Annotated in this window: 11 protein-coding genes; 8 read left to right on the top strand and 3 right to left on the bottom strand. The window is 40.5% G+C overall.

Going from position 1 to position 13,182, the window contains the following annotated elements; all coding sequences use genetic code 11:
• Nucleotides 1-194 precede the first annotated feature (194 nt).
• From G399_RS0102880 to G399_RS0102905, 6 genes are all read left to right on the top strand, one after another.
• Complete coding sequence (locus tag G399_RS0102880) at nucleotides 195-593, top strand: MerR family transcriptional regulator (protein ID WP_006012603.1); 399 nt, start codon at nucleotides 195-197, stop codon at nucleotides 591-593.
• The gene (locus G399_RS0102885) at nucleotides 590-1,759 is read left to right on the top strand and encodes an isovaleryl-CoA dehydrogenase (RefSeq protein ID WP_006012600.1); all 1,170 of its coding nucleotides are present in this window, start codon (nucleotides 590-592) and stop codon (nucleotides 1,757-1,759) included. The genes G399_RS0102880 and G399_RS0102885 overlap by 4 nt, the downstream gene beginning before the upstream one ends.
• Before the next feature lie 144 nt (nucleotides 1,760-1,903).
• Nucleotides 1,904-3,511 (top strand): carboxyl transferase domain-containing protein, encoded by a 1,608-nt coding sequence (locus G399_RS0102890; protein WP_006012598.1) that lies wholly within the window; start codon nucleotides 1,904-1,906, stop codon nucleotides 3,509-3,511.
• A gap of 123 nt (nucleotides 3,512-3,634) precedes the next feature.
• On the top strand, nucleotides 3,635-4,429 hold the full coding sequence (locus tag G399_RS0102895; protein WP_006012595.1) for an enoyl-CoA hydratase/isomerase family protein: 795 nt from the start codon (nucleotides 3,635-3,637) through the stop codon (nucleotides 4,427-4,429).
• Nucleotides 4,426-6,420, top strand: a complete 1,995-nt coding sequence (locus G399_RS0102900; RefSeq protein ID WP_006012593.1) for an acetyl/propionyl/methylcrotonyl-CoA carboxylase subunit alpha — start codon at nucleotides 4,426-4,428, stop codon at nucleotides 6,418-6,420. Before G399_RS0102895 ends, G399_RS0102900 begins: the two co-directional genes overlap by 4 nt.
• 33 nt (nucleotides 6,421-6,453) lie before the next feature.
• On the top strand, nucleotides 6,454-7,353 hold the full coding sequence (locus tag G399_RS0102905) for a hydroxymethylglutaryl-CoA lyase (protein WP_006012591.1): 900 nt from the start codon (nucleotides 6,454-6,456) through the stop codon (nucleotides 7,351-7,353).
• A gap of 74 nt (nucleotides 7,354-7,427) precedes the next feature.
• On the opposite strand, the gene G399_RS0102910 is transcribed toward G399_RS0102905, so the two are convergent.
• On the bottom strand, nucleotides 7,428-8,690 hold the full coding sequence (locus G399_RS0102910) for an MFS transporter permease (RefSeq protein ID WP_081585819.1): 1,263 nt from the start codon (nucleotides 8,688-8,690) through the stop codon (nucleotides 7,428-7,430).
• Nucleotides 8,691-8,859: 169 nt separating this feature from the next.
• Here G399_RS0102910 and G399_RS0102915 point away from each other — a divergent pair, with 169 nt between their 5' ends.
• Both G399_RS0102915 and glgC read left to right on the top strand, forming a co-directional pair.
• Entirely contained in the window at nucleotides 8,860-9,741 is an 882-nt protein-coding gene (locus G399_RS0102915) for a mechanosensitive ion channel family protein (protein WP_006012587.1), read from the top strand.
• A gap of 152 nt (nucleotides 9,742-9,893) precedes the next feature.
• On the top strand, nucleotides 9,894-11,150 hold the full coding sequence (glgC, locus tag G399_RS0102920; protein ID WP_006012586.1) for a glucose-1-phosphate adenylyltransferase: 1,257 nt from the start codon (nucleotides 9,894-9,896) through the stop codon (nucleotides 11,148-11,150).
• A 157-nt stretch (nucleotides 11,151-11,307) separates the two neighbouring features.
• Here the strand turns inward: glgC and G399_RS0102925 are convergent, their stop codons facing one another.
• Both G399_RS0102925 and G399_RS0102930 read right to left on the bottom strand, forming a co-directional pair.
• The gene (locus tag G399_RS0102925) at nucleotides 11,308-12,156 is read right to left on the bottom strand and encodes an alpha/beta fold hydrolase (RefSeq protein ID WP_006012584.1); all 849 of its coding nucleotides are present in this window, start codon (nucleotides 12,154-12,156) and stop codon (nucleotides 11,308-11,310) included.
• On the bottom strand, nucleotides 12,143-13,177 hold the full coding sequence (locus G399_RS0102930; RefSeq protein ID WP_148277426.1) for an AraC family transcriptional regulator: 1,035 nt from the start codon (nucleotides 13,175-13,177) through the stop codon (nucleotides 12,143-12,145). Before G399_RS0102930 ends, G399_RS0102925 begins: the two co-directional genes overlap by 14 nt.
• Between the last annotated feature and the right edge of the window lie 5 nt (nucleotides 13,178-13,182).

The raw sequence follows: 13,182 nt of genomic DNA on the forward strand, positions 1-13,182 counted from the left end.
TTGTTGATAAAATAACCCATAAACTGACTATAGGTTACCTTAGGTCATTTGAAAGCCGACTTTAGTATTAGGCCATCTTTCAATTGAATATTGTTGATCTACGTTAAGCTTTGGTTTACCTTTACGTTAACTCGGCTTTACGTTAACTCAGCTTTACGTTAACGTAAAGCTTAAGAATATAATAAGGAAAACTTTTGACTCAGGAACAGCAATATTCAATTGGCGAGCTGTCTAGGTTGTTTGATATTACAGCTCGTTCTATCCGTTTTTACGAAGAACAAGAGTTATTAGTTCCTGAACGGCAAGGACAAAGCCGAATATATCATTTAAAAGATAAGGTTCGACTTAAATTAATCCTTCGCGGTAAAAGGTTAGGCTTTTCGTTAGCAGAAATCAAAACACTTTTTGATTTATATGATACCAACTTAAATAGTGCTCCACAGCTTGAAACAATGCTGGCGATAACTGAACAAAAACGAGCAGTATTAAATCAACAACTAAATGATATACAAATGCTCATGATTGAACTGGACGACGTGGAAGCGCGTTGTAAAGACGAATTAACTGAATTGCAAAGAGGTAATAACCTATGAATGCGCCCTACCCAACTCTAAACTTCGGTCTTGGTGAAGAAATCGATATGCTTCGCGATCATGTCTATAATTTCGCGCAAAGTGAAATCACCCCACTCGCTCAAAAGGCAGATGAAGACAACATGTTCCCAAATCATCTCTGGGCCAAATTCGGAGATATGGGCTTATTAGGGGTCACGGTGAGCGAAGAGTTTGGTGGTTCTGACATGGGATATCTTGCGCATACTGTTGCCATGGAAGAAATTTCAAGAGCGTCCGCAGGCATTGGCTTAAGTTACGGTGCACATTCAAACTTATGTGTGAATCAGTTAGCAAAAAATGGAACTCAAGCACAAAAAGAAAAATACTTGCCTAAGTTGGTCTCAGGTGAACATATTGGCGCGTTAGCCATGAGCGAACCTAATGCAGGTTCAGATGTTGTCAGCATGAAACTAAAAGCTGAAAAAATTGGCGATAAATTCATATTGAACGGTAATAAAATGTGGATCACCAATGGGCCTGATGCTCATGTCTTCATCATCTATGCGAAAACTGATGTATCAGCAGGTGCACGCGGTATCACTGCATTTATTGTTGAAAAAGGAACGCCCGGATTCACTCAAGCACAAAAGTTAGACAAACTTGGGATGCGCTCTTCAAATACCTGTGAATTAGTTCTACAAGACTGCGAGATCCCTGCCGAAAATATTATTGGCGGGATTGGTGGTGGCGTAAAGGTGCTTATGAGTGGTCTTGATTATGAGCGTTTAGTTTTATCTGGTGGACCCTTAGGTATAATGCAAGCGTGTATGGATATTGTTGTACCTTATATTCATGACCGTAAGCAATTTGGAAAATCCATTGGTGAATTTCAATTGGTGCAAGGTAAAGTGGCTGATATGTACACTCAAATGAATGCAGCACGAGCTTATGTTTATGCTGTTGCTCGTTCATGTGACCGCGGTGAAACGACGCGTAAAGACGCTGCCGGTGCTATTTTATATAGTGCCGAATTAGCAACCAAAATGGCCTTAGATGCGATTCAGTTATTAGGTGGCAATGGCTATATCAACGACTATTCAACAGGACGTCTTTTACGTGATGCCAAACTCTATGAAATTGGCGCAGGCACTAGCGAAATTCGTCGTATGCTGATTGGTAGAGAGCTATTTAAAGAATCTACATAACACGAGAAGCACAAAAAATGAGTCATAGACAGCCATCATACTCAACAACAAAGTTCGCCTAAAAATAGGCGACCGTTTCACGTTATTATGCAACGATGTGATAATACCAAATTTGCCTTAAACGCCATTATACGAGGTGCATCAGTGCCCAAAATTACTTCTAATATAAACATCAATAGCCAAGCGTTTTCAGAAAACGCGGCGCACATGCAAATGCAAGTAGACGACTTAAATCGCCTTTGTAACCAAGTAGCCCAAGGTGGTGGTGAAAAAGCCTGCAAACGACACACTGACCGCGGTAAGCTATTACCCAGAGACCGAATTAATGCATTGATTGACAATAACAGCGCATTTTTGGAAATCTCACAACTAGCTGCATGGGAAGTGTATGACGATTATGTCCCCTGCGCTGGTGTTATTGCGGGTATTGGCAGAGTGTCTGGTATTGAATGTATTATTGTCGCAAACGACGCAACAGTTAAAGGCGGTACTTATTATCCGCTGACAGTTAAGAAACATTTACGCGCGCAAACCATTGCTGAACAAAACAACCTGCCGTGTATTTATTTAGTCGATTCTGGTGGCGCAAACCTTCCACGTCAGGACGATGTTTTTCCTGATAGAGAACACTTTGGCCGAATATTCTTCAATCAGGCCAATTTGTCGGCACAAAATATCCCTCAAATAGCCGTTGTCATGGGTTCATGCACCGCAGGTGGAGCTTATGTGCCAGCAATGGCTGATGAATCAATTATTGTGCGCGAGCAAGGCACTATATTTTTAGGCGGCCCGCCGCTTGTGCAAGCTGCGACAGGTGAAGTTGTCACCGCTGAAGAACTAGGCGGTGGTGATGTGCATTGCCGAACATCAGGAGTTGTCGACCATTTAGCCAATAATGACCTGCATGCGTTACAGATAGCACGTGACGCGGTGGGTCGTTTAAATAGAAGTCGTCCAGTGGTGGCCGACAAAAAACCAGCTGTTGCCCCGCTATATGATATTCGCGAAATATATGGCGTGATCCCCAAAGATAACAAAAAAACCTATGACGCCAGAGAAGTAATCGCTCGCATAGTAGATGCTTCTGAATTTCATGAGTTTAAAGCGCTATATGGGACAACACTGATTTGTGGCTTTGCTCGCATAGAGGGCTTCAACGTTGGTATTGTAGCCAATAACGGTATCTTATTTTCAGAATCAGCACAGAAAGGTGCGCATTTTATAGAGCTATGTTCACAACGCAAAATAGCGCTCGTATTTTTGCAAAACATTACCGGCTTTATGGTAGGAAAACAGTATGAGTCAGGCGGTATCGCCAAGCACGGTGCAAAAATGGTAACTGCGGTTGCATGTGCTAAAGTGCCTAAGTTCACCATTCTTATTGGGGGTAGCTTTGGCGCTGGAAATTATGGCATGTGTGGTCGTGCATATGATCCGCGATTTTTATTCATGTGGCCAAATGCACGTATCTCAGTTATGGGTGGAGAGCAAGCTGCTGGGGTGTTAGCGCAAGTGAAAAAAGACCAAGCGGCGAGAGCCGGTGAAGAGTGGACTGCTGAACAAGACCAAGCAGTCAAAAAGCCAGTTATTGATACCTATGAAAAACAAGGACATCCTTATTACGCTTCAGCGCGTTTGTGGGACGATGGCGTCATTGATCCAGCCGACACGAGACGTGTTTTAGGCTTAGCCATTTCTGCATCTATGAATAAAGAAATAGAAGAAACTAAATTTGGTATATTCAGAATGTAAGTCAGTCATAAAAGGCGATAACAACAGTCCATCACATGAAACAGTCATATGGGCTAGTTATAATAGCCAGTGCTAACAACATAATGAAACCAAACTGAAACTGATTTACAGATGGAGAAAAAGATGACAGAACAACGAGCAATTACAATAGACGTGGATGGCAGAGGCCTTGCAACCGTCACTCTCAACCGTCCACATGTACACAATGCTTTTGACGATATAGTTATCGCTGAGTTGATTAATGCATTTGAATCTATTCATCAGAATGCCGATATAAGAGTGATGGTGCTCGCAGCAACGGGCAAATCATTTTGTGCTGGTGCTGATTTGAACTGGATGAAAAAAATGGCCAGCTATTCATATGCGCAAAATAAACAAGATGCCGGCCAACTAGCTAAGCTTTTTAGTACTCTATATAAGCTAAATAAACCGACTATTGCTAAGGTGCAAGGCGCTGTATATGGCGGTGGAGTGGGTTTAGTTGCTTGTTGTGATATTGCAATTGGTAGCAAGTTAAGCAAATTTTGTTTAAGTGAAGTTAAACTAGGTTTAGTTCCCGCAACTATAAGCCCTTATGTCATTGAGGCAATTGGTCCAAGATTAGCTAAACGCTATTTTATGACCGCTGAAGTTATGTCATCGCGAAGAGCTCGACGCATCGGTTTGCTAAGCGAAGCTGTTAGTGAAGAAGAACTCGACTCTAGTGTCGAAAATATTGTGTCACTGGTTCTTAAAAATGGACCAAGATCCGTTGCGATTGCTAAAAATCTCGTGAATAGCATCAGCCGCCGCACGATTGATCCGCTGCTTATTGAAGAAACGAGCGATCTAATAGCTACTGTTCGCGTTTCCGACGAAGGGCAAGAAGGGTTAACTGCGTTTGTAGAAAAGCGCGCACCGAATTGGAAAAAAGCATGATCAAGAAAATACTGATTGCTAACCGAGGCGAAATTGCCTGTCGCGTCATAAAAACAGCAAAAATTATGGGTATAGCAACCGTTGCTGTTTATTCAGAGGTTGACGCTAACGCATTGCATGTAACACAAGCTGATGAGGCCGTTTGCATCGGCCCCGCCCCCTCTAAAGATAGTTACTTGCGCGGCGATTTAATTTTGCAAAAAGCCAAAGAATTGAATGTAGATGCTATCCATCCCGGTTACGGTTTTTTATCTGAGAACGCGCAATTTGCAGAAGCCTGTGCAGAGCAAGGCATTATTTTTATTGGGCCAACTATCGAAGCCATAAAGGCGATGGGCTCAAAGTCAGCTGCCAAACAAATCATGCACCAAGCAGGTGTTCCCTTAGTGCCTGGTTATCACGGTGACGATCAAAACCCAGCTTTAATTAAACAAAGTGCCAATGACATGGGTTATCCAGTATTACTAAAAGCCACGGCAGGTGGCGGTGGTAAAGGGATGCGTCAAGTTTGGTCGGAGCCAGAATTTGATGACGCTTTAGCAGCAGCAAAACGCGAGGCAATGTCGAGTTTCAGTGATGACAAAATGCTAGTGGAAAAATATCTTACTGAACCGCGCCATGTTGAAATCCAAGTATTTTGTGATAATCATAAAAACGGTGTCTACTTATTCGAGCGCGATTGCTCAATTCAACGTCGCCATCAAAAAGTCATCGAAGAAGCCCCTGCCCCAAATATGTCTGAAGAACTTCGTGCCAGCATGGGTGAAGCAGCATTAAAGGCTGCCTTTGCTATTAATTATTCTGGCGCCGGCACCGTAGAGTTTCTGCTCGATACTGATGGCAGTTTCTATTTTATGGAAATGAATACGAGACTACAGGTTGAGCATCCCGTGACTGAAATGATCACCGGAGAAGATTTGGTTGAATGGCAAATACGTGTTGCGAATAATGAAACGCTGCCAAAAACTCAGTCTCAACTAGCAATACAAGGTCATTCTTTTGAAGCTCGCATTTATGCAGAGGACCCAAATAATGATTTTTTGCCAGCCACTGGTATATTGCAACTGCTAAAAACGCCAATAACCAATGCCAAGGTAAGAATCGACACCGGTGTCGAGCAAGGTGATGAGGTATCCATTTATTACGATCCAATGATCGCAAAATTGGTTGTTTGGGACGAAACCCGTGAAAAAGCGTTATCCAGATTAGAAACCTGTTTACAACATTATGCGATTGGCGGTGTTACAACCAATATTGATTATCTGCGCAGAATTGCAGGTTCAATGCCTTTTAAGCAAGCGCAATTAACCACTGACTTTATTGAGCGTCATAACGACAGCATAAGCACAGCGACAATTGTAGAGGTCGATAGCTATTTACCCGCTATCGCGCTGGGTTATTTATTGTCTGGACAAGCAGATTGCAAGCACAGCGCTAATAATACGCCGTGGGACATACACGACAGCTTTCGCAGCAACTTAATCCATCAGCCGTCTATTGAATTTATTGTTAATGATAAAGTCCATACAATTAGCACCACAATGAGCAGCCCTAATCAATGGACTTTAAATAACAACGGTAAGCAACATGTGGTATCTGGAAGCATCACTAACGACACACTGTCATTTAGCTTAAATGGGGTTAAAGCAAAGTTACCTATCATGTTTAATAACGCTGAAATAAGCTTATTTACACCACAGGGGATGCTGACTGCGCAAATTCAAGCTGCTGATTTAGGCGAAATTGGTGAAGATGATCACGCCAACTCGGTCGTCGCACCTATGAACGGTACTGTGGTTGCACTGCTAGTGAAAACAGGTGATAAGATAAAAAAAGGGCAACAGCTAATTATTGTCGAAGCCATGAAAATGGAACACAGTATTAAAGCCCCATATGATGGCACAGTAGCAGAATGCTTCTTTAAGCAAGGTGATTTAGTCAGTGGTGGTGTTGCTTTGATTGATATTACGGCGGATGATGAAAATAGCTAATGCGCTTTTAAAGCCATAAACAAGGTGATATCTATGTTTGATTTACTACCAAAGACAGTCGACATTGTTGAAGTAGGTCCGCGTGACGGTCTGCAAAATGAAAAAACAAGCTTAAGCGCACAAGACAAAATCGATTTTATAGACCAATTATCATTGGTCGGTTTTAAACGCATTGAAGCAGGGAGTTTTGTTTCTCCCAAATGGGTGCCGCAAATGGCTTCTTCAGATCAAGTTATGCGAGCAATAAAACGCTTTGACGGCAAACGCTACAGCGCATTAACACCAAACCTGAAAGGTTTCGACTTGGCCATGCAAGTTAATACCCAAGAAGTAGCTATTTTTGGTGCGGCTTCTGAATCGTTTTCACAAAAAAATACTAATTGTAGTATTAAAGAAAGTCTCGAACGATTTGCGCCTGTTGCGGAAAAAGCAAAAAAACATAATATTCCAGTACGTGGCTACGTTTCTTGCGTAATGGGCTGTCCTTATGAGGGCGACATACAAATTAAGGACGTTGTCTGGGTTAGTAAAGCGCTACTGGATATGGGATGTTATGAGATTTCATTGGGTGATACCATCGGCGTTGGTACCCCATTAAAAACCAAAGCCCTCATTGAAGCTTGTTTGCAGGTTATTCCGAGTAATCAATTAGCCGTCCATTTCCATGACACTTATGGTCAAGCGCTGGCGAATATATTAACTGCTATTCAACTTGGTATAAGCGTTATTGATAGCTCTGTAGCGGGTCTCGGTGGCTGCCCATATGCCAAAGGCGCTTCGGGCAATGTCGCTTCCGAAGATGTGGTCTATATGCTGCATAATATGGGCATAGACACTGGAATAAATCTAGAACAGCTGATTCAGGTAGGAAAATCAATATCCGCTAAGTTAAACCGTAATAACGGCTCAAAAGTGGGCGAAGCGGCACCTTAAACAGGCTTAATCTGCTTATAACGTTTTAATCTGCGAAATAAAAAAATCAGAAACGACTGTTCTCTATAAATTTTTCATTTTTCATTTTTCATGGATGTACTGAGTAACAAACCGATGATCAGCCCCAAGGCAATCACTGAAAACAAAATAAGATTTCCGGCAAATGTTAAGATTGCGTAAAACGCACCCAATAATAGAATAACGGCTCCAATTGCTGTGTTAGCCTTGCCAATAAACTCTGTTCTGTTTGCCCCTTCTTTGATATCTAAGGCATATATTTTTCTGCCAGAACGAGCCCCATTATGGCCGACACTTATCAAAAAATAGCCAACAACAAACCAAATTGAATAGATAAACTGAGTAAGCTCAAACTGAATAATAAACACCGTTGCTAAACACACCAATAAAACTAAGAGTGCACCCAATTGCATGGTTAATTTCGCATTATGATCAGAAAGCGTCCCCCAAGTATAAGAAGATAAAATGCTCGCTGACGCTTGCGCTATTATAAAACCGGGTAATGTAATTAAGCCATTGTGTGACGATAAGCTACTGGCCCAAATAATGTAAAATGGCGCAATTAGTGCGGTATGCACAAAACACGACCTAACTAAGATAAATAGCCCGAGTTGACCTGAAAACGTAGCAATATAAGACTTTATTTTCGCTGCAGTTAGGTTTTCCTTTGTTGCATTATCGCCATCACAGCGTCTGCCTTCTACCTTTGTTTCTAGATTTTTTAAAGTCAGCACACTGACCAGCATTGCGGCAACGCATAATACGGCGATTATCAGTATAACTTGTTCATCCATTTTGCCTGAAAAAAGGGTAAATACAGCAAATAATAGAGACAAAACACCCGCAGCAGTAGCAGCAATTCCGACAACATTGCCACGCTTTCCTTTATCTAAGTGCCCAGCCTGAATATCTTTCATTGTGAGAGAGGTCATTGCTCTGGCCAAGCTTAATCCAGTTAGTGCAACTAACACCAGCAGTCCACAGCTCAATGCATAACCTCGGCTTGCTTGATCCATGAATAATGGCAGTACGAAAAGTGGTACGAATATCATCATGGCAATAAAAAAAGCTTGCGTTAACATACTGACTATCCATGGCAAGCGACGACTATGTTTGGTTATAAGCCAGTCACTAATCAAAGCTTGAGGTAGCAAAGATCCGGATTCTCGAAGCGGAACCAACAAACCGAGCATCCAAGATGGAGCGCCGAGAGTATTCAACAATGTAGGCAGTGTTGTTTTAGCCGACAACAAAATATCAGTCACCTTGCTTAAGACAAGTGCAACAATAATACGAAATTTAATGCTTTTTTTGTTCACAAAACCTCTCTTATGTAGACTCAATATTACTGTAATTCCTATTTTATTGTTCTGTTTATATTAATAATTTTAGTTAACTTGGCTTGGTATTCGTATTTCGCGTTTAGCTAAGCAATCTGTTACTCTTACGTTACAATTCACTAGCTCGTTTAAAAGGTGTTACACGTCCATGTTAGTAGACCAACTTATTGTCTACCTAGAAAATACCAACCTACAAAAGACGATTATTTCGGTCTCTCTTATTATCTTAGTTGGTGTGATTAATTCAATCTTGAAACGTGTTCTGGTCGATAGAGGTAAAAAGCTTAATAAGAATTATCGCTCACAAGTAAACACGTCAAATAACTCCCTCAATATCAGTTTAGTTTTTTTTATACTGGTGCTGTGGTCTAGCGAAATACAACAGTTTGCCCTTTCCCTCGCAGCATTTATGTTTGCAATCGTATTTGCTACCAAAGAGTTTATTCAATGCTTCATCGGTTATTTTTACTATTTAAGTGCACGTCCCTTTCGCATCGGAGACTGGATACAAGTACAAGATGGTGTCGGTGAAGTTATTGGTTCTGACTGGACCAAAATAACCATGCTCGAAGTTGATTTGCAGTCTAATAGCTATACGGGAAAGCATTTATTTGTTCCAAATAATCAACTCCTCCTTAAAACAGTTAAGAACTTAAATTTCTTAAGGCGATACAGCATGAATCATTTCACAATAACCTGTGAACCCTTAATTGATATCAATCCAATTATTGATAAATTAGAGATAAGCGCACAAGAGTACTTCGAAGATTTTGCCGATGTGGCAGAGCGTTATAAAAAATTCATTGAAAAAAGAATGGATATTGATTTTATTAGTATCGAGCCTAGTTTCCATGTGCATACAAACCAGTTTGCCAAGATTTGCATAACGATTGACTTATTTTGCCCCGTAGAACTAAACTTAAAAATTCAACAAGCAATTACCAAAGAGTTCTTTTGCTTATGGCACCAAAGTGTTGGGCAAAAGGGTAATGTCGCTGCTATTGAAGAAATAAACGTTCTAACAGACTAATAAATAGCCATAATTTATACACAACATTTTTAAAATTTGTGTATATTGAATTAAGTATAAATTTTTAACATTGCAGCTTAATAACCTCTTTTTAGAGGGTTTTATAGCCGGTTAATAAACTTTTTCTTTTGGGTTTTATAAAGGAATGCTAAATGCCTACAAATAATAACGAACGCTATATTAGTAATTTAACAAAAGACACTTATGCACTTGTATTAGCTGGTGGTAGAGGCTCTAGGTTATATGAACTGACAGACTGGCGGGCCAAACCGGCTCTATATTTCGGCGGTAAATTTCGTATTATCGACTTTCCTTTATCCAATTGTGTAAATTCAGGGATACGCAATATAGGTGTCCTCACGCAGTACAAGTCACACTCGTTAATTAGGCATTTGGTGCGCGGTTGGGGGCATTTTAAAAAAGAACTAGGCGAATCAGTCGAAATTCTACCAGCCTCTCAACGCTTTTCAGAAGAGTGGTATCAAGGTACAGCCGACGCCGTGTATCAAAATATTGATATTATAAGAGATGAGCTACCAAAATATGTAATGGTATTGTCCGGTGACCATATTTATCGCCAAGACTATGGCCATATTCTTGCACAACATGTTGAGTCTGGCGCAAAAATGACAGTCAGCACAATAGCAGTGCCTATTGAGCAAGCTAGAAATGCGTTTGGAGTTATATCAATTGACGAGAATAGTAAGATAATTGAGTTTGCTGAAAAACCCTCAGAGCCAACGCCACTAGCAGGTTCACCTGGTTATTGTTTAGCATCTATGGGTAACTATGTTTTTGATACCGCTTTTCTATTCGAACAACTAGAACGCGACTCGCAAAAAAAGGGCTCAGAAAGAGACTTCGGCAAAGATATCATTCCAGCGATTATCGACAATCATGACGTGTACGCCTTTGAATTTTCAAAAAGTAGCAAAGATGACTCGTATTGGCGAGATGTTGGTACGCTTGACTCATACTGGGAAGCTAACATGGAATTAGTTACTCCTGTTCCTGCTTTGAATATATATGATAAACAATGGCCTATTTGGACTTACCAAGAACAACTACCGCCCGCTAAGTTTGTTATGGAGAGCAGCGAAAATCGAGGTGACGCGCTAAATTCAGTCGTTTCTGGTGGCTGTATTATATCTGGTTCCACGTTAATTGAGAGCATATGCTTTAGTAATGTAAGAGTAAATTCAGGTAGTCGAGTTGAACAGACCGTGGTGCTGCCAGAGGTAACTATTGGTGCAGGCTCAAGAATAAAGAAAGCTATTATTGATCGCGGTTGTCAAATTCCTGAGGGCACTGTGATTGGGTATAATCACGATGATGACAGAGCAAGAGGCTTTAGAGTTTCCGAGAATGGTGTCGTATTAGTCACGAAAACTGAATTAGAAAACCTTTAATTCCTTTTTAAAGAGTCTTTATATAGGGGCGTTTGCCCCTTTCTAATGTCAAAGCCTACGTTACGATATAATAACGGTCACATCGTTTAAAATGGTATTTTATAACAGCTTTTTATAACTACTTTTATAACTACTTTTTGTAAAAAAATATTATTTATTATTTAGCAAGAAAACCAGCAATCAAGGTATTGATTCGAGATGCTACTTGAACTGGTCTTTCAAGTGGGAACATATGCCCACCAAAATCAAATTCCTCATGTGTAATTCCCGCATTGCCTTTAATGAAACGATTTCGAAGCTGCGGAATACATACGTCAGTGTACTTGCCCGTTAGCAAATAACTAGGGATTTGTAATTTACCATAGTGCTTATGCATATTATCGGGAATTGTTCTAAAAATATCAGCTTCTACTTGCACATCAAAATGCAGTAATCTTTGCCCCTGATGCTCACGAGTTACAGCGTTAACATAGTCAGCAATGCAATCAACGTCCATATTTTTAAACAGCGCTCGTTGCTTAAAGTACTGTACCAGGTCCGTTTTATGGTGCCATTTTGTATTCCTCATTTTAGTCTTACCTGCAGGCGTTATTTTATCAATAAGTTTACTCTTCTTCGCAAGCTTGAATACCCAGCCCGCGAGACCCGTCATTAAAGGCGGATCCAGCATAATCAAACCACAAAACATGGCAGGCTTTTTACAACAGGCTAAATAAGAGATCACGGCGCCAAATGAATGTCCAACTAACACGACAGGCAAGTTAGAATCTATTGCTGCTTGTTTGGTTTGAACATACTGAATAAGTTCATTGACTTGATTTTCCCAATTATTGTTTAATGGAAACTCCGGGTTATGAGCAAATTTATCTAAAGCTATTAGTTCAATACTATCACTTAGATTAGCAAACAGTTTTGCATAGCTATTTGCCGGAAATCCATTAGCATGAGCGAAGTGTAGAATGAGTTCCTTGTCACTTTTATTGTTCGGCGTTTCACTTTGTTGCATTTGTTACCCTGTTTCTTGCTATCCATTCTTTAGGAGCAACGCCAAACCATGTTTTGAACGCTCTAGTAAAGTTAGCGCAATCTGAATAGTTTAATAAATCGGCAACTTCGGTCACTGTTTTCCCGTGCTGAAGTAATGTCACTGCGCGGTCGATTTTTATTTTTTGTAGCAATAACTTAAAACTCGTTCCTTCCCTTTCAAGGGAGCGATGTAAAGACCGTTTGCTGATGTGCAATTGTTGTGCAATATCGTCTAAGCTTAAGCCTATACCATCATCTTGTTTTAGCAATCTTATCACGCGATATCGCGTGCTTAAGTTTTGATGTAAGTAAGAATCTAGTTCTTTTTGACAGTTAAGTACTGCACGTTGGAAACTAAAGTCATCAGCCGAGGCCAACGGTTTATCAATAAATTGCTTTGAAAAAAGCAATGAGCAATTCGGTTTATCAAATTCAAGCTTGGCTGCTTTAATGTATTGATACTTTTGCTCATAGTTGGGTTTAGCGTAATCAAACTTAACCACATCGATAAGCAATTGACTATTGTCTTGAAACTTAATTACATGCAACATATTCACAATTGCTATCATTACAGCTTCAATAACCGCGCGGTGAAGACTCCCCTGCCAATGTTCATCTGTTAACGTCACCAATACTTGTGACCCATCAATATCGTAATTCAGTTTTATCAGGGGCACTCTAATTGGTAAAAACTTAACGTGAAAGTCAAGCACTTGGCGTAAAGTGGCACTGTTCAATATAGCTAAACCAAAATCACCATGATGTGCAATTTCTAACCTTTTACCCACTGATAATCCTAGGTCTTCGAATCCGCGAGTTCCAATAACGGTTTTAATTAAACCATCAAACTGCTGCACACTCACTCTAGCGTCTGCTTCTAATAACTTAGCCAAGTCTAATCGTTGCGACGCAAGCCACTTTTCAATACCAATACCTGATTGTTTTAGCACACTTATTACGTGTCCAAAATAATAGGTTGGTAAGCTAATATTGTCAGTCATTGAGT

Origin of the sequence: Brumicola pallidula DSM 14239 = ACAM 615 (genome assembly GCF_000428905.1) — a bacterium.
In the GTDB taxonomy this organism is placed as follows: domain Bacteria; phylum Pseudomonadota; class Gammaproteobacteria; order Enterobacterales; family Alteromonadaceae; genus Glaciecola; species Glaciecola pallidula.